The organism is Candidatus Chloroploca asiatica, assembly GCF_002532075.1.
Classification (GTDB): domain Bacteria; phylum Chloroflexota; class Chloroflexia; order Chloroflexales; family Chloroflexaceae; genus Chloroploca; species Chloroploca asiatica.
On record NZ_LYXE01000009.1, the window covers coordinates 1 to 26,431 of the forward strand.

Sequence of the window (26,431 nt, forward strand, 5' to 3'; positions counted from 1 at the left end):
ATCCTGCCCGATACCGTGGTCAAGTTTGCGCAACACTCCGGCCTCTGGGTGGACGGCAGCTTGCGCGCCGAGGGCACCGCCGGGGCGCCGATCTTCTTCACCGACTGGCGTGATGATACCGTTGGCGGGGATGCCAACAATGATGAAGGAGCGACGGTACCTGCCAGCGGTTGGTGGCGGGGCCTGTATGTGCGGAATGCGGGTGACGCAACCCTGACCCATGTCACCATCGCCTATGGCGGTTACTGGGATAGTATGGGTATGCTCAAAACCGGTACCGGTGACCTCACCCTCCAGCACAGCACCATTCGCGCTACGGGTGGCGATGGCCTGCGCTTGAATGGCAGCACCGGGGCACATACGCTAGTGCGCAATCAGTTGACGAACAATGCGACGGGTATCCTGGTGCAGAACCAGGCCGAGACGCTGGTGGTCAGCAATCATCTGATCGAGGGCAATACCAATTTCGGCGTGCGCAATGTCAGTTCGGCTGACGTGGATGCGCGCAGTACCTGGTGGGGCGATGCCGCTGGCCCGCGTCACGCGAGCAATCCCGACGGCCTGGGCGATACCGTGAGCGATGGCGTCCTCTTTACGCCGTGGCGCACGACGCCGAGCAGTGGGCAAATCCTCGCCCCACGGCGCGATGGCACCCTCGTCGCCGGAGACTGGCTGCGCTTTAGTGGTTCCACCGTGGATGATGCACAGGCCACCTATCGCTGGACCTTTGGCGATGGCCGCAGCTTTGCGACCCGCACCCCGGGGTTGATCGCCTTCCCCAATCCGGGGGTAATCACCGTCACCTATACCGCGACCAGCGACGGCAGCGACGACCCGTATCCGGATCTGCAGACCTTTACGGTGGTGCCAGATACGGGCAACCTGCCCGACCTGGTGCTCACCCAGGTGACGGTGCCAATCACCCTCGCTGTCGGCCAGCCAGCCAGCCTGAGCTACCGCGTCCAGAATACCGGTCAGGGTGCCGCTGGCCCCACCTGGCAAGACGCGGTCTATCTCTCGACCGACGCCCAGCTTGACCGCACCGATCAACTGCTCGGTTCCGTCGCCAGCAATCGCACCCTCGCCCCTGGAGAAAGCTACGAGCAGACGCTGCTCGTGACGCTGCCCACCCTGGAGGAGGGCAGCTACAACCTGATCGTTGTCATCAATGACACCTGGCAGGTGTTGGAACTGCGGCGGCTCAACAACGAGCAAGCCACCCTGATTACCGCCCAGGTTCCCGCGCTGCAAGCGGGGGTGGATCAGGCGGGAACCTATCCGACCGGACGGGTCGAACACTTCTATCGCCTGAACGCCACGGGTGACGGGCAGCATCTCGTGCTTGATGCGAGCCGGGTGCCCACGACCCTGGAGGTCTTGCTCCGCTTTGGGGCGTTGCCAACGCGAGGCACGTATGATGAGCGCATCAGTGGCGGCGAGCGGCTTGTGGTACCGGCCGCCACCGCGGGCCAGTGGTACCTGCTGATCGCGGGCAACGCGACCACCGATGGCAGCTACACGATCCAGTATGACCTCACCGCGCTCGCCCTGACCGGCAGTGCCCCGGCGCGCCAAGGCACCCAAGCCGACCTCGAACTCGCCCTCACCGGGGCGGGCTTCCTGAGCCCGCTGGAGATCGCGCTCGTCGGGTCGACCGGCACGGTCTATGAGGCGCAGGACGTTGACGTGGACAGCTCCACCGCCGCACGGGCGACCTTCCCGGCGGGCACCGTGCCAGCGGGCGTCTATGGCGTCCGGGTAACGCACCACGCACAGACGGCCACGCTGCCGACGGCCGTCACCCTCATTGAAGGTGGCACCGCCAAACTCGACCTCGACCTCATCCTACCTGCCCGGTTTGGCTATCATCAGTTAGCCACGGTCTTTGTCGAATACACGAATAGCGGCGACGCCCCGATGCCCGCGCCACTGCTGCTGGTCACCGCGACCCAGAACGGGCAACCGGGGGCGATCATCACGCTCGACCAGCACCGACTCAGTGACGGCTTCTGGACCTCGGCGATGCCCCAGGGCTTCGCCAACGACGTGCAATTCCTGGCCGCGGGCGAAACCCCGGGGGTCTTGCAACCGGGCGAAACCCGGCGCGTCCCGATCTACTATGCGGGCTGGCAAAAGCCCTGGGACTTCCGCTATCCCCCCTTCGACTGGGAAGTGAAGGTACTCGACGCCAACGACCCCACCCCGGTGGATTGGGCCGCCCTGAAGGACGGCATGCGGCCTGACTATGTGCAACCCGATGCCTGGGACGTGCTGTGGGCGAACTACACCACGCTGGCCGGCGACACCTGGGGCGACTACGTCATGATGTTGAGTCAGAACGCGCAGTACCTGGCGCGGCTGGGGCAACGGGTTGACGACATCACCACCCTGCAAGCCTTCAGTTTCCGTCAGGCTGATGGACTAAGCCCCCTCAGCGTCCTGGCAAGAGGAGTCGATGCCGCCGTTGGCGCGCCGGGGCTGCCACTGGTCTTTGAGCGGACATACTTGCAGCAGATCTCGCGTCGGTTTGAGCAGGGCACCCTTGGCTACGGATGGAGTCACAACTGGCAGTACCGGATGACGAGCGATGCCGAGGGCAATGTCATCATTACAGCCCCCTCGGGCACCCCACGGCTCTTCCAGCCCGACAGCCGCTACAGCGGGCGCTACCTTGCGCAGCCAGGAGATCGGGGGAGTCTCCGTGCAGTTGACGGCGGTTTCCGCTTGACCGAAGCGGATGGCCTGATCCAGTTTTACCGGGACGGGAAACTGCAATACCTGGAGGATCGGAACGGCAACCGCATCACGGTCACGTATGCGGGTGAGCAGATGACGGTCTTGAGCCATTCGGCGGGTGGACGGTTGAACTTGACCTACCACGCATCTGGGCAACTTGCGGCGATCACCGACCAGGATGGGCGCACGACCACCTATGCATACAGTGGCCCGTATCTCACCACGCTGACGACCTATGATGACCGGGTCATTACCTTCACGTACGAAACCTCGGGGGCAGCGCAGCATGCGCTGAGCAGCATTGAGCAACCGGATGGCGTCACACGGCACTTCACCTATGATACGCAGGGGCGGCTTGCCAGCAGCTATCGTGATGCGCAGCAAGAGCAATTCAGTTTCACCTATGCTGGTGGGCGCGTCAGCATGACGGACGCCTTGAATCAGACGAGTCGCTTCTTCTTCGACTTCTGGGGACGTGTTGCCAAGACGGAAAACGCGCTGGGCGAAACAACCCTCCTGGCCTTCAATGAAATCGGCCAAGTGGTAAGCGTCACCGACGCGGCGGGCGTCAGCAGCAGCTTCAATTACGACCGCAACGGCAACCTGACCGCAACCACGGATGCCCTCAGGCGGACGACGCGCTTTGCTTACGAGCGTACCTTTAACCGACTGGCGAGCGTCACGGACGCAGCGGGTAACCAGACGGCCTACGGCTACGATGCCCGTGGCAACCTCACCGCGATGACCTACGCTGACGCGAGCCGCGAAACATGGAGTTATGACAACCAGGGCAACCCCTTGACCTGGCAGAATCGTCGTGGCAATACCATCGCGTACACCTACGATGCCGCAGGCCGGAATACGCAGAAGACCTACGCCGATACGAGTACGGTCACGTATCGCTATGATCAGCGTGGCAACCTGATCGAGACCGTTGATGCCGCAGGGACAACAACCTACAGCTACAATGAGCATGACTATCTGACCCGGATCGACTACCCCCACGACCGCTGGCTCAGCTTTACGTACGACGCGATGGGCCGACGGGCTACCAGCACCGACCAGCTCGGTTACGTGCTGAGCTACACCTACGACACGGCGGGGCGCCTCAGCCGAGTAGCTGATGCGACGGACGATCTGGTCACCTACAGCTACGATACGCTTGGTCGTCTGGCGCAGAAGACCATGGGCAACGGCGTCGTCAGCACCTACACCTACGATGCCGTTGGACGGCTCCAGAGTCTGGTCAATACGAAGCCAGACGCGAGCGAACTTTCGCGCTTTGTCTACACCTACGACCGGCGCGGGCGGCGGGTCACGATGGCGACCCATTATGGGCAGTGGAGCTACACGTATGATGATGCGGGCCAACTCTTGCGTGCGACGCTGACCTCGACCGACCCAGCGATTGCCAACCAGGATCTGCGCTACGAGTACGACGCGGTCGGCAACCGGGTACGCACCACGATCAACGGGGTGGAAGAAGCGTACGTGGCCAACAACCTGAACCAGTACATCACCGTTGGCGACCAGACCTACACGTATGACCTCGACGGCAACCTGATCCGCGAAGAAGGCCCTGGTGGCGTCACGGTCTACACCTACAACGACGAAAACCGACTGGTGGGGGTAGCCCGTGGCGGCGATACCTGGACCTACACCTATGACGCCTTTGGCAACCGGGTCGACGCAGACGAGAACGGAGCCGTGACCCACTTCATGCTTGACCCGATCGGCATGGGCAATCTCGTGGGGGTCTACGCCGCGAACGGCGACCAACTGGCGCGCTATGTCCACAGTGACGGCCTCATCCAGCACTGGTCGGCCACCGACGGAGCGAGCTACTACACGTCTGACCCGCTAGGCAATGTCAGCGAGATGACCGGGGCAGCCGGGGTCGTGCAGAACGCCTACGCCTACCGGCCCTTTGGCGAAACGATACTGCGCACCGCGACCATCGCCAACCCATTTGAATTTATGGGAGCCTTCGGGGTGATGGCCGACACGCATGGCTTAACGGCCGTGCGCATACGTCAATATGACCCGGCGCTGGGACGCTTCACCGCGATGGATCCGCTCGGCATCATGGCGGGCGATCCTAATCTGTATGCCTATGTCGCCAATGCGCCGGTTGACGCCTTTGATCCAACCGGTCTTCGCCGCATCTGCGGTGTGGTACAAGGGAGCTTGAACGTCGCTGGCAGCTTTGGCAAGATGGGCGCAGGCGCCACGCTGATTATGAAATCGGGCGGCCTCGCTGGATGGGCCGGCCTCGGCTTGCTTGGCTCGGGCATTTACGATCTGGGACGTGGCGTGATGCAAACCAGCTACCATGTCGGAATGGGCATTGGGGAGCGAGTCTTCACCTTATCGGAAGAAGTTCGGATGGCGGATGATGCGATCAGCAATGCGCTAGAGAAAGGCCTGCCCGGAGCCATCGTGACAATTGCAGGAGGGGAGAGCGTCTCTGGTGGCGTCGACAAAGCGGCTGACGTCGGCGCGATGATCATCAGCCCGACCAGCGTTGGTCTTGGCGATATTGCGTTAACTGGTGCCCAATGGATCGCACCAGAGTTCTGTGCGCCCAACCGCGACCCGATTCCGCCACCCAACCCACCGGCGGGCAGTGGCACCAGTGGGGCCGGCGGCTCGGCGGGTTCGCAAGACCCCAACGAGAAGATCAGTGTCGCGGGCTTTGGAACGGGCAACTTCGTCCGCGCCGATACGCTCGTGACCTACCGCATCGACTTCGAGAACTATCCTGAGGCCACCGCCCCGGCCCAGGTCGTCACCATTCGTGACCCGCTCTCGACTGACCTGGACTGGAGCACCCTCGAACTGACCGAGCTCGGCTTTGGCGAGGTCATGCTTCAGGTGCCCCCCGGACGCCAGGAGTTCCAGACCGTCGTTGACTACACCTATACCGACGACGAGTACGACTTTACGCTTGAGGTGCATATCGACGCCTGGCTCGAAGACGGCCAACTGAACGTCAACTTCACCTCTATTGACCCCGTGACCAACCTACCGCCGACGGTCGACAAGGGCTTCCTGCCCCCCGAGACCGACCCGGAGACCGGACGCGGGCGCGGCTTTGTCGCCTACACCATTCGTCCGCAACCCGGCTTGCCGAGCGGGACGGCGATCCGCAACATCGCAACGATCCAGTTCGACTTCAGCCTGGAGATTGATACCAACCAGGTTGACCCAATGGATAAGAGCAAAGGCACCGACCCGACCAAGGAAGCCCTGGTCACCTTCGACCGCCTGGCGCCAACCAGCAGCGTCACCGCGCTGCCCGCCGTCACCTCGACCACCCCGTTCACCGTCACCTGGCAGGGGGCCGACGACGCGAACGGCTCGGGCGTGGGCACGTACGATGTCTATGTACAAGAGAACAGCGGGGCCTGGACACCCTGGTTGACGAACACGCCCGCCACGGCCGCGGCGTTCAATGGACAAAACGGCCAGACCTACAACTTCTACGTGGTCGCGACCGACAACGTCGGCCACCGCGAAAACAAGCCCGCCCAGGCCGAGGCGAGCACCACCGTCGCAGTGCAGAGTCGCTACATGGTCTATTTACCGCTGACTGTTCGATAAAGGGAAAGAAACTTGCTTGGTGTGACCAACGAGGCCAGCATAGCTGGCCTCGTTGGTCACACCAAGCAAGAATTTGGAGGTCGATTGTGAAGCGTTTGATCCTCACCTTATGTATGGTAAGTGCCATGTTGCTGCAGGGCACGACCAGTCTCCAGGCCGTTCAAAGTCAGGAAGATACGGCCCATCTGAACCAGATGAACCAACTACCCCAGCTTGATCCCACCTTTGCCCCCCGTTTCGAGGTGGAGGGAACGGTCGAGGCGGTGGTGGTACAACCAGATCAAAAGATCATTCTTGCCGGCTCGTTTCAGACGGTGAATGGCGAAGCACGGCAGGGTCTCGCGCGCCTGAACCCTGACGGGACGCTCGATCAGTCGTTTCGGCTGACAACCCCATTAATTATGGGCACCCCACTGTTTCGCACGCTCGCCCTGCTGGCTGACGGCACACTGCTTGTGGGTGGCACCTTCAATATCTTGGGCAACGATAACCAGTTTCGGCATCATCTGGTACGCCTTGAGACCGATGGACGAGTTGATGAGAGCTTTACAGCCCAAGTGAATGGTCCGCTTTATAGCATGCTTCTGCAACCAGACGGCAAGCTTGTGGTTGGCGGCGAATTCACGCAAGTAGCGGGAGAGGATCGACAGAATCTTGCCCGTCTCAATGCTGATGGCAGTCTCGATCCAAGTTTTGAGATCGGGGAAGGGACTGATGGTTCAGTGCATGCCCTGGCTCAGCAGGCCGATGGCAAAATCCTGATGGGAGGTATGTTCAGGAACTTCAACGGGGCAGCAGCCTCACGCATTGCCCGCCTGGAGAACGATGGAACGCGGGACGCAACCTTTGCCGTCAATGCAAACGATACTGTCTATGCGATCGCCGTGCAGCCCAATGGCAAGATCGTCTTTGGTGGGGCCTTCAATGCGGTCAATGACGTCACCCGCTTTGCGCTGGCGCGGGTGCAACCTGACGGAACGCTGGACGACCTGAACCCGGGGATGTTCTACGAGGTCAAGAGCATTCTCGCCCTTGCCGACAACTCACTTATACTCGGGGGTTGGTTCTCAAGCATTATCTTTGGGGGCAGGCCGCTCTATCATGATGCGCGCATCGCTCGGATCAATAACGACGGAAGCCTTTCCGAGGTCGTTACCTTCGATGGGCAACCAACAGAGGTTCTCGCCCTAGCCCAACGTCCTGATGGAAACATCGTTGCCGGCGGACTCTTTCGCAACCTGGTCAAGTTTGAAAAGTTTGGCGATGACCCTAGCCCTATCACCTATCGCCATAGTCTAGCCCTTTTTTCACCTACGTTACAGATGGACTGGAATTTTGAGGCTATCGTTGCCAAAGCTGGGCAGGTACAAAGCATTGTGCCCCTGGCAAACGGTGGGTCACTCGTCGTCGGGGCGTTTAGCCTAGTCAATGGAATACCCCAATTAGCCGCCGCCAGAGTGAGTGCCGAGGGAGAACTTGACACCACCTTCGTGCCGCCTTTCCGCCGCAGCAGCAACCAGGTCTCCTCGGCAATCGCCCTGGCTGACGGGAGCTATCTGCTTGGCGGTAATTTTACCGATAATTATACCGATCAGAATTTAGTTGGTCAGACGCTAGTTCTGGTGGATCAACGAGGTGCGCTGTTACCCTTCCCCAGATATGGCCTACCGTTTCCGACGCTCTTCCTTGATACAAATGGACGGATCCTCGTCGGGGGTTGGGGCGGGCTCTTCCGCCTGCTCGCAGATGGGACGCTTGATGACTCGTTCGCAACTGACAGCGCACCAGGCAGTGGAACTGAGCCCGATGGCATGCCAGGGCGCATCAATGCGCTGCTCGAGTTGTCGAATGGTCAGTTGCTGATTGCCGGCAAGTTTAGCAGCTTTGCGGGCGAAGCACGGAGTACGATTGTCCGGCTCAACGCCGATGGCACCCTTGACCCCACCTTTGTCCCACCGATCTTTGAAACCCTCAATCCGCGGTTTTCGCCGCCAGAAGCCTATGCCCTGGCCCTTCAGGGAGCGCAAGTGCTGGTGGGGAGCAATGCGTTTGTGCGCTCAGGCGAAGACAACCTGCGCAGCCTCGTGCGGCTAGGTACGGATGGGGCGCTCGATCCAACCTTTGGCAATCCCTTTGGCAACGCTGGAGGTGCGGTGCGAGCCTTGCACACCCTGAGTGATGACTCAATCATGGTTGGCGGCACGCTTCAGATTGCAACACCCACGCAGATCTACAATCATCTCTTCCAGTTGCAACCCAACGGTCAACGCAACCCGGCCTTTGGCGTCGGTGTCACCAACTCCTCTGGCTTTGGAACAGGGATCTATGATCTTGCACTGACCAGTGATAACCGTCTGCTTGTCGGCGGGATGTTTCCTGAAATTGAAGGCTTGCCGCGCCTATCGCTCGGGGGCTACATCTTCCAGGAAAGCGCCGCAACAACGCTTGAGCCAGAGCGTGAAGCAACCCTGACGATCCCTGACAAGGGCATGACCTATTTCTTCCCGTCGGGTACGTTTACCGAGACGGTGACCTTCACCCACACGCCACTGCCCGCAACAAATCTTCCCGCCACCGGAGGGCTGCGCGGCAGTGGCTATGCCTTCATGCTCACTGCTGTTGCCACGAGCAGTAGCATGCCAACGCAACCCGCCCCCGGACAAGCCTTTACACTGACGATAGAGCCGCTGGAAGTGGGGGCGCTGATTCCAGCGACCTGCGGCTTATGGCGCTGGGATGAGGCGAGGAGTACCTGGACCCAGGATGGCATCACGAGCAGCGTCAGCGAGGATGGCACCCGACTCACCGCAACCATCAGCCACCTCTCGCTCTTTGCCGTGCTCGGCGAGAGCCATCAGGTCTATCTACCGTTTGTCCAACGGTAAGAGTGACAATCTCGCCATAAAAAAAGACCAGCATATGCTGGTCTTTTTTTGTAATTAAATCATCGATTTATTTCAATGATAACTGGCTCAAAGCCAACGACCAGTTCACGCCCGACCGCAAGTGGATTACCGGTCGGCCCATAGGCAGCGATAAAGCCAGGGGGAAGGGCAACTGGGGCCGGCGTCGAACTATTGGTCCAATAGATACGGTACTCGCGGGTCGGGGTCGCAAAGGCATAGCCCTCAAGATTGCCGGTGCTCAAGGGCCGCAGGTACGTTGCGCCGTCGAGTCGTTCGCGCAGGAAACGCATCGCGACAAAGGCTGGACGCGGTTGACGGCTGCGATCGAGCAGGCCGCCATCGCGCCAACCCGGCCCATTCAAGGTATACCAGACACTATTGACTAGATCCGAGGCCCAGCTGCGGGTATACATCCGGACAACATAACTCGCCTGGTCATTATGTAACCCCATAGCGGCACAGGGCTGATTCGCCCCGAGGCAGAGCAGACCGCCCTCATTCATCATGACCGGCTTGCTCACCCCATAGGCGGCCATCGTCGAACGCACAAAATCGAGCCGACCGAGCAACGGGCCATTGCGGTGAGCCCACTTGGGCAGATTCAGGTCAAAATCGCTGCGCTGCTCGCTCCAGAAGGTATAGGCGTGATAGGCTAGGATATCGAAATATGCACCCCCACCCGCCGCCAAAACCCCTGCCAGGAAACGCCCCGGCTGACACGATGCATCAAACGAAGGATCGCAGTCGAGCAACAGCCCCCCAAAGATAACCTGAGCCTGCGGATCGGCCCGTTTGATCGCCGGATAGACCGCCTGGAGCATCGCGGCATACCGGGCACCACCATAGCCGGCGGCATCGCTAGCATCGCCCCAGCAACCAAACTGCGAATCACCAGGTACCAGAGCGGTATCAACATCGGGTTCATTGCCAAATTCCCAATGTTTGACATTATAGGGAGGCCCGCTCAGGCGGGTCACGAGTTCACCCATAAAACTGGCGAACGCCGGCAATTGTTGGGCGGCCACCGGGCCACACGCCGAGCCAGGCACCGCCTGCGCCCATGGCGGGGTACCACGCACAATCACCATCGGCGCAGCGCCACTCGCGCTGATCAAGGCGATTTCACTCAACACCCGATCGAGCGCCGCCCAATTGCGTTGCCCCGCGACCGGCTCAACCTCAGACCAGAGAATGCCGTTATAGCGCACCCAGTCAGGGCGCAACTCGTTGAGGCGGGCAGCAAGCCCGGTCACCGCAGTGCGGTTAATCTCGACCCCAATGGGCGTCCGCCCCCCACGGGGATCAAAAGGTCGTGCAACAAAGTTCGCATCGGCCCGCAACTCATTGCCGAGCAGGCCAAGCAGCACCTTGAACTGGTCAGGATTATTCGGATGCCACTCAAAGCGGGCGCGCTCGAACCACTGGGTCAGGATCAGTTCCCCATTGGCGGCAGGCTCCAACTGGGCCGCCGTCAGGGGAAGACCGAAGAGCGCGAGCGATTGCTCGTAAGCACTCAAGCCAGGAATCCGCAACCCCTGCGTCTCCCAGTAGCGCTTGAAACCGAGACCCGCGGCCTGGTCGCAGACATTCTGGCGGGTCGTTTCAAACCAGCGACAACCTGGCTGAGGGGTCGCAGCGGAAGGAGCCGGGGCCTCACGGCCAAGGATCTGCAAGCGTTCAGCGCCCATGCGTCCGAGCAAGACGCGGTAGGCAGGTGGATTCTGCGGGTGCAACTCGAGCCGATTACGCTCAAACCACTGCACCTGCAAAACGCGGCCTTCGATCTCGACCTGCTGAAGCGGGCCGAGCGGATAGCCAAAGACAGGCAGGCCACCATTGCGTTGCCAATAGGCGGTAAACACCGGATCAATGCAATGATCAATGCCTGGTACGCCTGGAAAACAGATCGGCTGCGGTGGCTGCTGCGCCAGCGCCGAAGAAGCAGGCCAGGCCAACAACACAACTAGAAGCACAAGGAAAACAGAATGCCGTATCAAACGCATTGGTCTTTCTCCATAACACATTATGAGGATGCAACTATCGTACCATAGGTTTGAGCGGGCACGTTGCATTGACCTGCGTACCACTCTCACCTATACTTGCGGTGCAAGGGATGTCTCTCTCCCCCTACGTCCGCAGGGAGAGGTTTGGGGGCCTGTGGCCCCCAAGAATCTCACTTGTGCTGGCGAAAACAGCTCGCTGCGCTAGCTGTTTTCGCCAGCACAAGCATGGTTTTTAGAGCGCCAGCAAGGAGCGCAACACAAAATATATGCGAACAACCTACCAGGAAGCCCTGGATTATATTTATAGCTTCATTGATCCGACCCGCAAAGGGGCGACAACTGATGAAGAAGCGAACCGGAATCTGTTGCGGATGCGTACACTGCTGGCCGATGCCGGCAATCCCCACCACTCGTTCCGTTCCGTCGTCATTGCGGGGACGAAAGGCAAGGGAAGTACGGCCGCCCTGGTTGAAGCAATCGTTCGCGCAGCCAGATGGCGCACCGGTCTCTTTACGTCGCCACATCTGCACTCGTACCGTGAGCGGTTCCAGATCGACCGTACGTTGATCAGCCAGGCTGATTTGATCAGCCTGGTGGCGACGCTCCAGCCCGTGATTGATCGCTTTGATGCTGAACCGTACGGACGGCCAACAACCTTCGATCTGAGCCTCTTGCTCGCCTTGCACTATTTTGCCAACCAATCGATCAACCTTGCCGTACTAGAAATTGGTCTGGGGGGGCGGTTCGACGCCGTGAATGTGGTGACACCCATCGTTGCAGGCATTAGCTCGATCAGCTACGACCATATGGCCATCCTGGGGACGAGCCTCGCCGAGATTGCCTGGAACAAGGCTGGCATTATCAAATCCGGGGTGCCTGTTGTGACTGTGCCCCAGGCTGATGAAGTCATGCATGTGCTCATGAATGAAGCAACGCTATGCCAGGCCCCCCTGTGGCAGGCCGAACCAACAGGACTCATGCCGGTACAAGCGTCAGGAACGCCCATGGCCTACCCGATAGCGCCAGAACCTGCGCTCCAGGGCCTCTTTCAAAACGAAAATGCGCGCCTCGCGCTCGGGATTGCGTTGCTGCTCGAAGACACCGGTTTCACCATCGGTGCCGAGGCGATGCGGCGCGGGTTGGCTGAGGTTCGCTGGCCCGGTCGCTTTGAACTGCTTCCAGGGACGCCACCGGTGCTGATTGACGGTGCCCACAACGGTGACTCGGCGCACAAACTGATTGCGTCGCTCAAGGCCAGCGTGCCCTATGAACGCCTGATCCTTGTCTTTGGCACCTCACGCGACAAAGCGATCAGTGACATCGCCGCCGAACTGGTGCCACCTGCAACCACGGTGATCCTGACACGCTCGGCACACACGCGCGCGATGGATCTTGATCGCATGGTGGCCGCCGTAACACCACACTTACAAGGCACGCTGCTGGTAAAACCTGATGTGGCAACCGCACTCCAGATGGCCCGCGAACTCGCCAATCCTCACGATCTTATTCTGGTCACTGGCTCACTCTTTGTCGTCGCTGCCGCCCGCGAGTCCTTGGGGCTGGCCGTGGCTGACTAAAAGAGACAAATGTGCTATTATACTCTCTATGAAAGCTTCAACTCTGATCCTGGTCGTAGGGCTCATTCTCACCGCAGCCTTCCTTCTGCTGGCAGAGCGTGAGCCTGCAGTGCGGATCGCCCCGGCTGAGGCCGTCCTCGGGCTGGGTGGGTATGCGCAACCCGATCAGGGTGGGGCAACCGCTTCCGGCGATCTGGTGATGCAGCCAGACCTGATGCAACCCGGCCCCGCTGGTCGTGAAGTGCGAACCCGCCATACCTTCACCCCGGCCCCTGAAGGGGTGCGCCCGTATGTTCCGATTCTTATGTATCATTATGTACGTTATGTCGACCGCGCAGTTGACCCGCTCGGCTTTGGGCTGTCGGTGACCCCTGAGCAATTCGATGCGCAGTTAGCCTGGCTGCACAGCAACGGCTACGAAACCGTCGCGATGGCGGATGTCGCGCGTTGCATCCGGGGCGAAGGCCCGTGTCCAGCCCGGGCGGTGGCGCTTACGTTTGACGATGGTTATCTGGATGCCCACACCGAAGCCTTGCCACGGTTAGGGGCCTATGGCGCTACAGCGACGTTTTATATCGTCAGTGATTTTATTGGGCGACCGGGGTATATGGGATGGGAAGAGTTACGGGCGTTGCGCGATGCAGGGATGGAGATCGGGGCGCACAGCGTCAACCACCCCGATCTTACCCGGATGCATCTTGATGAACTGCGCGACCAGATCGGTCGTTCGGGGGCCGTGCTCGCGGCCGAGCTCGGCCAGCCGGTCGTCAGTTTTTGCTATCCCCTAGGGCGTTACAACGATACCGTCATGGCCGTCACCCGTGAGGCGGGCTATCTCTCGGCAACAACGACACGTGCCGATGCAAGCCAGCACGACCCCTTTGCCCTGCCACGCCTGCGCATCAGTGGGGACACCAGTCAGGCCCGTTTTGAACAGATGATCAGGACCTATCTGCCATAATGCTTGCTGACAGGATCACTCACACCTGCCACCAGCTACACCTGGGGTGCGCTGCTAGCATAGTTAGCAACGCACCCCAGCCATCCTCTACTTTGTCGAACGTGCCGAACGATACGGCCCAAATTGCGCGGCAAGATCCCGTGGGATGCGCCCGAGAATGTGGGTTCCGTCACCGGCATACTCTTCCTGCTCGATGACGCCACGACGATGCCAGAGCGAAACAAGGTCGTTACGCTGGTAGGGAATGAGCACATCAAGGGCAACCATCGCCTCACCAAGGGCCTGCTCGATGCGACTCGCCAAGGGCTCTAGGCCCCACCCACGCTGCGCCGACACAGCCACCACATCACTGGGCAGCCCCATATCGGCCACAACCTGAGCAACATCATCGGGGCCGACGCCCTCCATACGATCAATTTTGTTGAGCACGGTCAAGGTCGGACGCTTGTCTACCCCAAGTTCAGCCAGCGTCTGCTCGACCGTCTGAGCATGCTCCTGCGCATTGGGATGCGTCAGATCGACAACATGTAAAAGAATATCAGCTTCATTGATCTCCTCAAGCGTGGCCCGAAAGGCCGCAATAAGTTGGGTCGGCAATTTTTGAATGAAACCGACGGTATCCGTCATCAAGATCGTCTGACCACCAGGGAGAGTAAGCTGGCGGGTCGTCGGATCAAGGGTCGCAAACAACTGATCTGCTGCGTAGACATCCGCCCCCGATAACGCATTGAGCAATGTACTCTTGCCTGCGTTGGTGTAGCCTACCAGCGCCACCACGGGAACCTGACTCTGGCGACGGCGTTTGCGATAGAGTTCACGGTGACGATGGACATCAGCGAGCTGGTCTTTGAGCCAGGCAATGCGCCGATCAATCAGACGACGGTCGATCTCGAGCTGGGTTTCACCAGGCCCACGCAGACCAACCACACCGCCCGCCGAGGTGCCACCGCCAGTACCGGCCTGACGCTCGAGGTGCGTCCACTGGCGCCGGAGGCGGGGCAATAGATACTGATATTGGGCGAGTTCGACTTGCAGACGCCCCTCGTGGGTACGCGCATGCTGCGCAAAGATGTCAAGGATCAACGCAGTGCGATCCAGGACACCAATCTGCAATTCCTGCTCAAGATTGCGGGTCTGACCAGGGCTCAACTCATCATCAAAAACCACCAGACCGGCAGCGTGCTGTTCACAGAGGGCCGCAACCTCTTTGACTTTACCAGGGCCAATAAAAAATTTAGGGAAGGGTTGATCGAGTCGCTGAAAGAGGCTTCCGACCACTTCAAGGCCAGCCGTCTCGGCTAGCATGGTCAACTCAGCCAGCGAGTCCTTCGCTGTCCACGGACTACGCGCACTTGCGACCTCGGCACCAACGAGCAAGGCTCGTGTCCGTGGAGTCGCCGTCGTATGCAACCGCTTCCCATCCTGAGAACGCAACTCTTCTATGTTCGTCTCCCTTCAGGACGCACCTACGTCCCAATTAATCACGCACGAACGTGCGTCTGACGACACTGTATATGGATTGTAGCATTGCTTGGTACGAGCGACAAGGGACTTTGGGCGTAGGTTTTTGGTCTTGACGAACAGGCAAAAGGGCTGCTATCGTGTAGGTAAGGAGGCATCGTTATGTCATTGCTTGCTCCGTTGGCGCTGCTCGGCGCTGCTCTCGTTGGGCCACTGATTGTGGCGATGTATCTGCTCAAGTTGCGCCGCGAGGATCGGCCGGTCTCGTCGACGTTTCTGTGGCGACGGATGGTGCGCGATGTCGAGGCCAATGCACCGTGGCAAAAGCTGCGACGCAATCTGTTGTTGTTGCTCCAGTTGCTCTTGATGCTGCTGCTGGTCTTTGCGCTCGCACGACCTTTTGTCGCCGCCCAGGGCATCAGTGGCACCAATCTGATCATTATTCTCGATCGCTCGGCCAGCATGGGCGCAACCGATGAAGTTCGAAACCGCCTCGAAGTCGCCAAGCAACGCGCCCGCCAACTGGTTGACCAGTTGCCCGATGGTGGGAGGGCAACCATTATCGCGACAGGTGGTGAGATGGAGGTGCCGGCAGCAGCGACGGCTGACCGCCGCGAGTTGCGCGAGGCGATCGAGGCAATTCAGTTGACCAACAATGGTGGCTCCGATCTTGGGCAGGCCTTGACGCTCGCGTCGGCCCTGGCGGCCCGTGATGCCGATAGCGAGGTGGCGATCATCTCGGATGGCAATGTCACCGTGCCCGCCGAGTTGCGCGTCCCCGCCCGCGTCAGCTATTTCCCAATTGGGCGCAGCACCGAAAATGTTGCGCTCAGTGCGATCAATCTCCAGCCGAGCCTGGCCGGGCAGACCCTCTTTGTGCAGGCAACCAACTATGGCGAAACCATCGTCAATCGCCGCCTCGATCTCTATCTCGACGGGGCGGTCTTTAATGCCTATGGCCTGACCCTCGAACCTGGCCGCGATCAGAGCATTGTCGTTGAGCTTCCGGCACAGGTGCAGGTCGTCGAGGCGCATCTGGCCGGTGAAGATGCGCTCGCCGCTGATGATCGTGCATTTGCCGTCAGTAGCGTGGGCGATACCGTTCAGGTGCGCCTGGTCAGTGATGGCAATCGCTTCCTCGCAACTGGTCTCGGTCTGCTGCGTGGGGTTGAGGTAACTGAGGTGCCAGCCGCAACCACGGTCTTCCCCGAGTCGGTCGTGCAGGTTCCCGTGACTATCCTTGATGGTGTTGTGCCACCAGAACTTCCTGCAGGCAACTTGCTCTTTATCGGGCCATTGCGTTCAACCGACTATTTTTCGGTCACTGGCGAGATCGAATTTCCCGTCGTACGCCCGGTTGGGGGTGACGAACTGCTGCGCAACGTAAGTCTCAGCGAGGTGAGCATTCTCAAGGCGGCACGCCTTGTCCCGGGGAACTGGGCACGTACCGTGGTTGACAGCGATGGTGCGCCGCTGTTGATCGTTGGTGAGCGCGAAGGCCGCCGTATCGCTGTGCTTGCGTTTGACTTGCGCAATTCCGATCTTCCGTTACAGGTTGCCTTCCCCCTCTTGCTCTCGAACCTGATGGATTTCCTGGCCCCTGGCAGCGGGGCCGAAGGTGCGCAGGTCTTGCCTGGGCAACCGCTCGCCTTTCAGGTTGACGAAACGATCACCGAAGTACGGGTACGCTTGCCCGACGGCAGCACTCTGAGCAGCCGCAACAACGATGTCCAGATCCAGGGGGGGCAGGCCATTTTTGCCGCCACCAGCAACCTGGGCGTCTATCTGGTCGAAGAATTCCAGGGCAACGAACTGGTTGCGCAACGCCAGTATGCGGTCAACCTCTTTGCGCCAAGCGAATCACGCATTGCCCCCCAGCGTGACCTCAACATCGCGCAGGCCAGTGGTGCGCAGAGTACCGTCTCACGCGAGCGCGATGGGCGTCAAGAATTCTGGCGCTGGGTCGCGCTGATCGCCCTGATCATCCTGACCATCGAATGGCTCGTCTATCAACGCAACGGGCTCAGCTACCTGCGTGAGCGTTGGCGCGAACGGCGTTCGGCCGGGTGAGCTTCATCCACCTATTTGTGTGTATAATAAAGAAGCCCCCAGGCGCACGACAATAGGCCGCTACGTGTCAGGAGAAAGCCTTGAGCGTCTATAATCCGATGGACTCTGACTTTGCGTTTACGCTGGGTATCGAAGAAGAGTATCAGATCATCGATCCCGATACCCGCGAATTGCGCTCGTACATTACCCAGATCCTCGAGCCAGGACGGACGATCTTGCGTGAGCAGATCAAGCCCGAAATGCATCAGAGCATCGTTGAGGTTGGCACCAAACCGTGTCGCACGATCACCGAAGCCCGGGCCGAAATCACCCATTTGCGCGGCACGATTGCCGGTCTAGCGGCCCGCCACGGCCTGAAGATCGCCGCCGCAGGAACGCACCCGTTTTCTTCGTGGATGACCCAAGAGATCACCCAGCACGAGCGCTACGATGCGATGGTTGGTGAAATGCAGGATGCCGCCCTCCAACTGCTCATTTTTGGCATGCACTGCCATATTGGGATGCCAAGCAATGAGACGTCCATCGAATTGATGAATGTGGCCCGCTATATCTGCCCCCATTTGCTCGCCCTCTCGACGTCGTCACCTTTCTGGATGGGCCGTAATACGGGCTTCAAATCGTATCGGAGTGTTGTCTTCAGCGGGTTTCCACGCACCGGCACGCCGCCGAGCTTTAATTCTGCTGGCGAATTCGAGCGTTATATCCAACTCTTGATCAATACAGGCTGTATTGATAATGGCAAGAAGATCTGGTGGGATCTGCGCCCGCACCCCTTCTTTGGCACCCTCGAGTTTCGTGTCTGTGATATTGCGACCCGCGTCGAAGAGTGCCTCGCCCTGGCGGCCGTTATGCAGGCGTTGATCGTCAAGTTTTATATCATGTTCGAAGAGAATACGACCTTCCGCGTCTATCGGCGTGCGTTGATCAACGAAAATAAGTGGCGTGCGCAACGCTGGGGTCTCGAGACCAAAATGATTGACTTTGGCAAACGAACCGAGGTTGAGACCAAGGCGCTGGTGCATGAGATCGTCAAGCTCGTTGACGATGTGGTTGATATGCTCGGTTCGCGCAAAGAGGTTGAGTATCTGTTGAAGATCGCGGAGGGCGGTTCGAGTGCCGACCGCCAACTCCACATCTTTGCCGAGACCAACGATCTGCGGGCGGTGGTTGATAATCTCGTCGCCGAAACCATGGAGGGGGTTGAGCTCTTGACGCCTCAAGGGTAGACCCTCCCGCATAGAAGAGACAACGATGCACCGAGATGGGGCCTAGGGTGCTCCATCTCCACCAGGGAGGCGATCTCCCGCATAGAGGAGAGAACAATGCACTTTGCACTCACAGATGAGCAGGAATTGATTCGGCGCACAATGCGTGAGTTCGCCGAGAAAGAGATTGCGCCCCGGGCGCGCCACGTTGATGAGACGGGGGAATTCCCCCATGCGACCTTTGCTGCGATGGCGCGTACCGGGCTGATGGGGTTGCCCTTCCCCGAAGCGTATGGCGGGGCCGGGGCTGATACGGTCAGCACGGCAATCGCCATTGAAGAAGTAGCGCGGGTGTGTGGCTCAACCGCACTGGCCTATGCCGCCCATATGGGCCTCGGTTCGGCTCCCATCTATATGTTTGGCACCGAAGAGCAGAAACAGCAGTTTCTTATTCCAGCGGCCCGTGGCGATTACCTCGGGGCCTTCGGGCTGACCGAGCCTCACGCAGGATCGGATGCCGGCGCAACCAGGACAACCGCAGTGTTGGCGGGGAACGAGTGGGTGATCAATGGGCAGAAGATGTGGATCACTAATGCCCCGCTAGCCGGCCATCTGATTGTCACCGCCGTCACTGATCCCGACCGGGGCAAACACGGAATTTCCTCCATTCTTGTCCCCCAAGGAACGCCCGGGCTGAGCTTTGGTAAACACGAGCCTAAAATGGGGCTGCGTGGCTCGGTCTCGACCGCTGTGATGCTTGAAGATGTGCGCGTCCCCAAAGAGAACCTGCTCGGTACGCGCGGGCGCGGCTTTGCCCAGTTTTTGCAGGTGCTTGACGGGGGGCGCATTGGCATTGGCGCAATGGCCGTCGGGCTCGCCCAGGGGGCGTTTGAGGCAGCCGTACGCTACGCTCGTGAGCGTGAAACCTTTGGCAAACCAATCGGGGCGCATCAGTCAGTCGCGAATCTGATCGCCGATATGGAAGTCGGCCTCCAGACCGCCCGCCTCGCAATCTACCACGCAGCGTGGCTCAAAGATCAAGAGCGCCCCTTTTCCCGCGAAGCAGCCGTGAGCAAACTCTATGCCTCTGAGGTTTCAGAACGGGTCTGCCGCGATGCCATCCAGGTCTTTGGCGGATATGGCTATAGCCAGGAATTCCCCGTCGAGCGGATGTATCGTGATACCCGCCTGCTGACCATTGGCGAAGGGACGTCGGAGATTTTGCGCGGGGTAATTGCCCAGTCAGTGCTCGGTCTGCGCTGAACTGAGGCAACGCTATCATCATGATGTCTCTTACGACTGAAACGTTGCGGAACTGGTTGCGGCATGCAGCAGCGCTGATTCACGAACAACGTGACTATCTGACCAGGCTTGATGCAGCGATTGGCGATGCGGATCATGGGGTCAATCTTGATCGTGGGTTTACCGCGATTGTCGAGTCACTGGCCCAGCATCACGGGGGCGATGCTGGTACAATCTTGAAGACCGCAGGAATGCGGTTGATTGCGACCGTAGGCGGAGCCAGCGGCCCCCTCTATGGGACAGCCTTCCGTCGGGCTGGCAAGCTCAACGAAGGCTACCAGAGCCTTGATGAATACCAGGTGCTTGCGATGCTCCAGGCGTTTCTCGACGGGGTGGCAACCCTGGGCAAGGCGCTTCCAGGTGATAAAACGATGGTTGATGCCTTGGCCCCTGCCGTTGAAGCCTATGCACAGGCTCTGACCGAGCAACAGTCGCTCGCAGAGGCGCTGCAACGGGCTGCGGCGGCAGCGCACCAGGGGGCCGCCGCAACGATCCCTCTGATTGCCCGCCGTGGACGGGCCTCGTACCTCGGCGAACGTGCGCTTGGGCACCAGGATCCCGGCGCAACCTCGGCGGCGTTGCTAATCCAGGCGCTGGCTGAGGTTGTCTGACTCTGCGGTACGTAGCTGTGACCATCGTCTGTCAAAGTGGGCAAGGGTTCAGACCCTGCTCAAACCAAAAGACAGCCTTGGCCCTAACTAGGATTGAGTGGCTTTCGTATGTCTACCCTGATTTTGCACGGCCTTGCCGCTGCACCCGGTGTCGCACTTGGGCCGGCCCTTGTCTATCAACTTGCCGAAGCTTTGCCTACGGCAGGATCTTCAACCGCAACGTTTTCGGTCGCTCAGGAACAAGTGCGCCTTGCCAAGGCGCTCGCCCAGGCCGATGCAAGCCTGGGTGAGCACGAAGCCAGGTTGCGCCAGGCCAATAAAGCCGAAGAGGCAGATATCTTTGCCGCCCATCGCATGTTGTTGCACGACCCTTCGCTGCGTGAGATGATCGATCAGGCTATCACCGAGCATAGTCTGCCCGCCCCTGATGCAGTGCTGCTCGCCGCCAATGCCCAGGCCGAGTTGCTTGAGGAGATCGGGGACGACTATTTGCGAGCGCGTGCGGTCGATTTGCGCGATGTGGCCCGGTTGCTCGAACGAGCGCTTACCGGTACCAAGAGCCTCGGTGAGCAATTGAGTGAACCCGCTGTGATCGTGGGCCGGGATCTTGGCCCTTCCGATTTGATGAGTGTCCCCCACGAGCGGCTATTGGGCCTTGTGCTGGCTGGTGGAGGGCTGACCGCCCACTCCTCGATCCTCGCACGTGGTCTCGGTATTCCGGCTGTGGTTGGGCTCGGCGAGACGTTGCTGCATAATGTGGCGACAGGTACGCTGCTCGCGCTCGACGGAGCAACCGGGCAGGTCTATGTCGCACCCAACGAAACCGAACTGGCAACGCTGCGGGCGCAGGCGACAGCCTTGCGCGAACAAGAAGCGACGCTGCGTGAGGCCGTAGCGTTGCCAACTATCACCAGTGACGGCCACGCCATTGCCCTCGTAGCCAATGCCTCGACCGTCGCCGAAGCGAGATCCGCCCACGCCTGGGGTGCAGCAGGCATTGGCCTGTTGCGTACCGAACTGCTCTTCCTGGAACGCACGACCCTGCCCGATGAGACCGAACAGCTTGCCCTCTATGCCGCCATTGCAGCTGAATTGCCCGGCTTGCCGATCACGGTGCGAACCCTTGATGTCGGGGGCGATAAACATTTGCCCGCCTTTCCTCTCCCCCACGAAGATAATCCCTTTCTGGGATGGCGTGGCCTGCGCATCGGGCTAAGCGAACCAGATCTGCTGCTCCCCCAATTGCGGGCGTTGCTCCGTGCCGGGGCCAATGCAACGATACGCATTATGCTGCCGATGGTAAGCACGGTCAGCGAGGTGCAACAGGCACGGGCGTTGCTCGACCGAGCACGACGCGAACTCGACGCCGAGGGGCTCGCCTATGCGCAGCAAGTCGAACTCGGCGTGATGATCGAGGTTCCCTCGGCGGCCCTGACCGCCGACGCGCTTGCCCGTGAGGTTGACTTCTTTAGCATCGGCACCAATGATCTGACCCAGTACACGCTCGCGTGTGACCGGGGCAACCAGCGCGTGGCGACGCTCTATCAACCCCTGCACCCGTCTGTGCTGCAACTCATCGCGATGACCTGCACGGCAGCGCACCGCCATGGACGTCACGTCGCCGTCTGTGGTGAACTTGGCGGCGACCCAAAGGCAACGGCCCTGCTCATTGGGCTTGGCGTCGATGAACTGAGTTGTTCGCCCGGGTCGATCCCACACGTTCGTGCCGCCATCCGTGCCACCAGTTATGCTGACGCCCAGGCCCTGGCTCACCAAGCCCTGGAAGCCCCCGATGCCGCAGCGGTTCAAGCGTTGCTCAACACAGTCGCCTGACAACACTCCCACAGTTCATCCCCAGGATGACTCACGATATGCTAAAATAGACCTTGTGTGTGGTGAAGCCCAATCGAACCTGATCTTGTTATCGCAACCCACCGAATATGGTTGACGACCAGATATGTACCCCTCGGATGGACTCTGCATAAGCATGTAGGCCCAACCGACTTAAGGAAGAGTGATGACTCAACCGCAACCCGAAGCTGCGCGTCCATTGCCTCCCCTCAATCCGACCGATATACAGGCGCTGATTGTCCAGGGCAAACAGCGAGGGTTTGTCACCCTCGACGAGTTGCTCCAGGTCGTGCCTGCATCGGAAGATGCAGCAGAAGCAATGGAAGTAGCTCAGGCAACCCTGGCCGAGGCCGGCGTTCCTGTTTATGATACGGCTGATGATCAGACTGCCGAAGAGGAGCCGAACGGAGCCGTAGCGATTGACCTTGATGAAGGTCTTTCTGACGCGCTCCTCGGTGATAGTGTGCGCCTCTATCTGCGCGAGATCGGCCAGGTTCCCTTGCTCACCGCCGAGCAAGAGAAGAAGCTTGCCCAAGAGATCGAGAAGGGCCAGATCGCCGAGCGCAAGCTGAAAGATGCGATCACTGGGTCGCCCGAAGCAGTCCAACTCGAGCGTGAGCGAGCCGCCGGCAACGAGGCCCGCCAGAAGATGGCCGCCGCCAACTTACGGCTCGTCGTCAGCATTGCCAAACGCTACCGTGATCGTGGCCTCCCCTTGCTTGACTTGATTCAGGAAGGGAGTCTGGGGCTCTTGCGTGCGATCGAAAAGTTTGACCACAACAAAGGCTACAAGTTTTCGACGTATGCCACCTGGTGGATCAAACAGGCTCTCTCACGGGCCCTCGCCGATCAATCGCGGCTCGTCCGGCTGCCCGTTCACCTGGGCGAAACGCTCAATCGCATCCAGGCGGCCCGCCGTCAACTGACGCAAAGCCTGGGGCGTGAACCAACCGACGCCGAACTGGCGAACTTCCTCAATATGAGCGAAGACAAGCTGCGCGAGCTGCGGCGTACCGCGCAAGATCCGGTCTCCCTGGCTACCCCGGTTGGCGAAGAGGCTGACAGCACCCTGGCCGACTTCATTCCCGACCCGCATGCGCTCGACGCCGACGATGCCGCCGCGAGCGGCATGCTTCGCCAACAAATTGCCACCGCGCTCGATCAACTGACCGAACGCGAACGACGGGTGCTTGAATTGCGCTATGGCCTCTCTGATGGGCAGCCACGGACGCTCGAAGAAGTAGGCAAAGCCTTTGGTGTCACCCGCGAGCGCGTGCGCCAGATCGAAGTCAAAGCCCTACGCAAACTACGTCACCCACGGCTCGGCAAACTGCTCAAAGATTACCTCGATCAGATCTAAGCTCAATACCTTGCAAAGAAGGCGGTTGGTTTGACGCAAAGGCGCAAAGGCGCAAAGGCGCAAAGGTTTTCGCGTAGATGAGCGAACCCTTCGCGCCTTCGCGCCTTCGCGTGAGCTTCTTTGCAAGGTCTTGGGGCTTAGCACCCCTGATCAGCTAACGAATGACCATTGGCAAGAAGAGACGGTCGGGCTGCTGCGGCTCACCAAGCTTATAGATGGTGATATGCGGTAAGACATTGTGACCCACCACCATATAGGTCGCATCGTCGCTGAAAGTCACTGCGTACCCATTGGCCCCTGGGGGTGGCACATCCGGATCGGGCAACTTGGTATAGGTATCACCACTACGGCTATAGACCGTCACCCTGGCCCCGCTGGTATGGGCAACCGCGAGATACGCCCCATCAGAACTGAACGTAACATCACGTCCAAGCCCAGGCGGCGCCACATCAGGCCCAGGCAACTGGGTAAACGTATCGCCCTCACGCTTGTAGATAAAGATGCCCCCTGGAGTCCCAGACCCCGACTCGTGCCCGACAACCATGTGCGTATCATCAGGACTAAAGGCAATCGCATGAACGGGGCCGGGAGGCATCGAGGCGATCTGAGGCTGACGTGTAAAGATGTCATTTTCCTGGGTATAGAGCCCGAGGACAAGCGGGGGTGTATCGAATGTCCAGTTGCCAACGGCAAGAAACGTATCGTCCTGGCTAAAGGCAGCCGCATATCCATTGCCCGTAGGGAGGCCAATCGGATTAGCCAGACGGACAAACGTATCACCAGTACGCTTGTAGATAGCGATGTAGGGGCTGTTCAGGTGAGCAGCGGCAAGATAGGTTGCATCAGAGTTAAACGCCACCCCCACCACCGAAAGTGGAGGCATCACTGCAGGGTCAGGCAACTTCGTAAAGGTATCACCATTGCGCTTGTAGATCGTCAGAAACGACGTTCCATCGCGCTCAGCATTGCTATGACCAACCGCCAGGTAGGTTGAGTCAAAACTAAAGGCGACATCGGAGACAAGTCCGGGCGGCTGCTCCTCGGGACCAGCAAGCTTCGTAAAGGTATCACCATTGCGCTTGTAGATCAGCAGAAACGGCTGATTCGCAAGCGTATGCGTCGCACCAACCGCCAGATAGGTCGAATCGTGGCTAAACTCCACCGCCAGCGCCGATCCGGGGGGCAACACCTCCGGATCAGGCAACTTGGTAAAGACAAGCGAAGAGAGCGCGTTACCAGCGCCCTGCTGGGCATCAGCGGCTGTCCAGACCAACCCACCCGCCATAAGGACGAGCATGCCAAGCACAAGCCCCGTAGCTCTGACCACACGCCACAACATTCGCCTGGATCGTTCACCTTCATTGTCGTGCATCATCGCATAAACTCCTCTTTCATCACAAACGATAACGTTTTCTCACCAGTTCGAGATCCTGAACACACGTTAACGAGTTTACCTCTATCATACGCTTTAGCGCATAAGCATAGAAAAAATGTCTCATAACGCCTGGTAAAGGTTTCTTTCGTGAGCCATCAGCGGGTGGTGGAAGATGTCATCGCCATGTGAGCCGCACGAACAAGGTTGACGACACTCTTACACGCTGTTATAATAGGTTTTCAATATGACAGTGACCGGGCAGGCTGGTCATCGTCGGCAGGTTCGGGTTGAAGAAAAGCACCGCTCGGACAATGAAATGTCGAGGCGGTGTTTCTACGCTGTGAATAGGCATTCCCTCCCTTCAACACCACCTATCTGCCCTGAAGACGAAGGAGTCACGCCATTAGGGAACGGTTTCGGATCAACAATCGCATCCGCGCACGTGAGGTGCGCCTGATTGACGAGAATGGCACGCAGGTCGGGATCGTAAGTGTTCGTGAGGCCATCATGATGGCTGAAGAACGCGGTTTTGACCTGGTTGAGGTCGCACCTAATGCGGTGCCACCCGTTTGTCGCCTGCTTGATTATGGCAAATTCCGCTATGAGCAGAGCAAGAAAGAACGCGAGGCCCGCAAGAACCAGAAACAGTCTGAGCTCAAACAGATCCGTTTGATGCCCAAGACTGATGACCACGATCTTGCCACCAAGGCGAATCAAGCCAAAAAGTTTCTTCTTGCAGGTGACAAGGTCAAGTTTAACGTGCGTTTCCGCGGGCGTGAGATGGCTCACCCGGAAATTGGGCGCAAAATGCTTGAGGCAGTTGCCGAGCAGTTGCGCGATATTGCGGTTGTCGAGCAGAAACCCCTAATGGAAGGGCGCGTGCTCTCGTTGCTGGTCGCACCTAATGCCAAAGTGCTCAAGGCCGCCCAGCAGGCCCAGAAGGCAAAAATTGCTCAGTCGAAGGCTCACACCAAAACTGATGAGCTAGGCCAGAGTGAAGCGCCTGTCGAGGTCGAAGTTGATGACGAGTTGCTCGAGGGCGAAGACCTCGACGACGGTGACCTCGATGACGAGGGCTTTGACGATGATGAGTTTGACGAAGAGGACTTCGACGACGATGATCTCGACGACGATGACCTCGATGAGGATGATGAGGACGAAGAAGAAGAAGATCGGCGTTCATAACGAGAGGGTGTTTGTATGCCAAAGATGAAGACCCATAAAGGGGCCAAGCGCCGCTTTAAGGTGACGGGCAGTGGCAAGGTGCTGCAGCAGAAGGGTGTGCGTGGCAATAAGATCAATCGCCCTAAACGCTCGCAGCAGAAATGGGGCAAAGACCAGCCGACCTCACGCGCAAATCGTGAGCATCTCAAGGTCGCTCTTCCGTATGGTTTGAAATAAAGTAAGATC

Annotated in this window: 15 protein-coding genes; 12 read left to right on the top strand and 3 right to left on the bottom strand. The window is 59.3% G+C overall.

The window, feature by feature from the left end; all coding sequences use genetic code 11:
* Positions 1-15: 15 nt before the first annotated feature.
* Positions 16-6,339, top strand: a complete 6,324-nt coding sequence (locus A9Q02_RS00375) for an RHS repeat-associated core domain-containing protein (protein ID WP_216361419.1) — start codon at positions 16-18, stop codon at positions 6,337-6,339.
* A gap of 86 nt (positions 6,340-6,425) precedes the next feature.
* Positions 6,426-9,224 (top strand): delta-60 repeat domain-containing protein, encoded by a 2,799-nt coding sequence (locus A9Q02_RS00380; RefSeq protein WP_141508622.1) that lies wholly within the window; start codon positions 6,426-6,428, stop codon positions 9,222-9,224.
* 59 nt (positions 9,225-9,283) lie between these two features.
* On the opposite strand, the gene A9Q02_RS00385 is transcribed toward A9Q02_RS00380, so the two are convergent.
* Positions 9,284-11,248: a hypothetical protein gene (locus A9Q02_RS00385; RefSeq protein ID WP_097650365.1), complete on the bottom strand. Its 1,965-nt coding sequence runs from the start codon at positions 11,246-11,248 to the stop codon at positions 9,284-9,286.
* A gap of 266 nt (positions 11,249-11,514) precedes the next feature.
* Here A9Q02_RS00385 and A9Q02_RS00390 point away from each other — a divergent pair, with 266 nt between their 5' ends.
* Positions 11,515-12,825 carry a bifunctional folylpolyglutamate synthase/dihydrofolate synthase gene (locus A9Q02_RS00390; protein WP_097650366.1) on the top strand — a complete coding sequence of 437 codons (1,311 nt, stop codon included), beginning with the start codon at positions 11,515-11,517 and terminating at the stop codon, positions 12,823-12,825.
* A gap of 28 nt (positions 12,826-12,853) precedes the next feature.
* The gene (locus A9Q02_RS00395) at positions 12,854-13,786 is read left to right on the top strand and encodes a polysaccharide deacetylase family protein (RefSeq protein ID WP_097650367.1); all 933 of its coding nucleotides are present in this window, start codon (positions 12,854-12,856) and stop codon (positions 13,784-13,786) included.
* An 87-nt stretch (positions 13,787-13,873) separates the two neighbouring features.
* Here A9Q02_RS00395 and hflX read toward each other — a convergent pair whose 3' ends face one another.
* The gene (hflX, locus tag A9Q02_RS00400) at positions 13,874-15,220 is read right to left on the bottom strand and encodes a GTPase HflX (RefSeq protein ID WP_097650368.1); all 1,347 of its coding nucleotides are present in this window, start codon (positions 15,218-15,220) and stop codon (positions 13,874-13,876) included.
* Between the two features lie 189 nt (positions 15,221-15,409).
* Between hflX and A9Q02_RS00405 the strand changes: the two genes are divergently transcribed.
* The 6 genes from A9Q02_RS00405 (at position 15,410) to rpoD (ending at position 23,646) form a co-directional block, all read left to right on the top strand.
* Positions 15,410-17,317 carry a vWA domain-containing protein gene (locus A9Q02_RS00405; protein ID WP_097650369.1) on the top strand — a complete coding sequence of 636 codons (1,908 nt, stop codon included), beginning with the start codon at positions 15,410-15,412 and terminating at the stop codon, positions 17,315-17,317.
* Between the two features lie 80 nt (positions 17,318-17,397).
* Positions 17,398-18,543 carry a carboxylate-amine ligase gene (locus A9Q02_RS00410; protein ID WP_097650370.1) on the top strand — a complete coding sequence of 382 codons (1,146 nt, stop codon included), beginning with the start codon at positions 17,398-17,400 and terminating at the stop codon, positions 18,541-18,543.
* Positions 18,544-18,639: 96 nt separating this feature from the next.
* Positions 18,640-19,785 carry an acyl-CoA dehydrogenase gene (locus A9Q02_RS00415; RefSeq protein ID WP_097650371.1) on the top strand — a complete coding sequence of 382 codons (1,146 nt, stop codon included), beginning with the start codon at positions 18,640-18,642 and terminating at the stop codon, positions 19,783-19,785.
* 20 nt (positions 19,786-19,805) lie between these two features.
* Positions 19,806-20,435: a dihydroxyacetone kinase subunit DhaL gene (gene dhaL / locus A9Q02_RS00420; protein WP_245860138.1), complete on the top strand. Its 630-nt coding sequence runs from the start codon at positions 19,806-19,808 to the stop codon at positions 20,433-20,435.
* 108 nt (positions 20,436-20,543) lie between these two features.
* On the top strand, positions 20,544-22,268 hold the full coding sequence (gene ptsP / locus A9Q02_RS00425) for a phosphoenolpyruvate--protein phosphotransferase (RefSeq protein ID WP_097650372.1): 1,725 nt from the start codon (positions 20,544-20,546) through the stop codon (positions 22,266-22,268).
* Positions 22,269-22,452: 184 nt separating this feature from the next.
* Complete coding sequence (rpoD, locus tag A9Q02_RS00430; RefSeq protein WP_097650373.1) at positions 22,453-23,646, top strand: RNA polymerase sigma factor RpoD; 1,194 nt, start codon at positions 22,453-22,455, stop codon at positions 23,644-23,646.
* A 154-nt stretch (positions 23,647-23,800) separates the two neighbouring features.
* Here rpoD and A9Q02_RS00435 read toward each other — a convergent pair whose 3' ends face one another.
* Positions 23,801-25,021 carry a WD40 repeat domain-containing protein gene (locus tag A9Q02_RS00435; protein ID WP_141508624.1) on the bottom strand — a complete coding sequence of 407 codons (1,221 nt, stop codon included), beginning with the start codon at positions 25,019-25,021 and terminating at the stop codon, positions 23,801-23,803.
* A 447-nt stretch (positions 25,022-25,468) separates the two neighbouring features.
* On the opposite strand from A9Q02_RS00435, the gene infC reads away from it, so the two are divergent.
* Both infC and A9Q02_RS00445 read left to right on the top strand, forming a co-directional pair.
* Entirely contained in the window at positions 25,469-26,206 is a 738-nt protein-coding gene (gene infC / locus A9Q02_RS25115) for a translation initiation factor IF-3 (RefSeq protein ID WP_425430786.1), read from the top strand.
* A gap of 15 nt (positions 26,207-26,221) precedes the next feature.
* On the top strand, positions 26,222-26,422 hold the full coding sequence (locus A9Q02_RS00445; RefSeq protein WP_097650376.1) for a large ribosomal subunit protein bL35: 201 nt from the start codon (positions 26,222-26,224) through the stop codon (positions 26,420-26,422).
* The last annotated feature ends 9 nt before the right edge of the window (positions 26,423-26,431 follow it).

What these genes read in the sequence shown, in the direction of transcription:
- A9Q02_RS00385 (WP_097650365.1), bottom strand. Translation starts at nt 11,248, where the DNA reads ATGCGTTTGATACGGCATTCTGTTTTCCTTGTGCTTCTAGTTGTGTTG.
- A9Q02_RS00390 (WP_097650366.1), top strand. Translation starts at nt 11,515, where the DNA reads ATGCGAACAACCTACCAGGAAGCCCTGGATTATATTTATAGCTTCATT.
- A9Q02_RS00395 (WP_097650367.1), top strand. Translation starts at nt 12,854, where the DNA reads ATGAAAGCTTCAACTCTGATCCTGGTCGTAGGGCTCATTCTCACCGCA.
- A9Q02_RS00405 (WP_097650369.1), top strand. Translation starts at nt 15,410, where the DNA reads ATGTCATTGCTTGCTCCGTTGGCGCTGCTCGGCGCTGCTCTCGTTGGG.
- A9Q02_RS00415 (WP_097650371.1), top strand. Translation starts at nt 18,640, where the DNA reads ATGCACTTTGCACTCACAGATGAGCAGGAATTGATTCGGCGCACAATG.
- dhaL (WP_245860138.1), top strand. Translation starts at nt 19,806, where the DNA reads ATGATGTCTCTTACGACTGAAACGTTGCGGAACTGGTTGCGGCATGCA.
- ptsP (WP_097650372.1), top strand. Translation starts at nt 20,544, where the DNA reads ATGTCTACCCTGATTTTGCACGGCCTTGCCGCTGCACCCGGTGTCGCA.
- rpoD (WP_097650373.1), top strand. Translation starts at nt 22,453, where the DNA reads ATGACTCAACCGCAACCCGAAGCTGCGCGTCCATTGCCTCCCCTCAAT.
- A9Q02_RS00435 (WP_141508624.1), bottom strand. Translation starts at nt 25,021, where the DNA reads ATGATGCACGACAATGAAGGTGAACGATCCAGGCGAATGTTGTGGCGT.
- A9Q02_RS00445 (WP_097650376.1), top strand. Translation starts at nt 26,222, where the DNA reads ATGCCAAAGATGAAGACCCATAAAGGGGCCAAGCGCCGCTTTAAGGTG.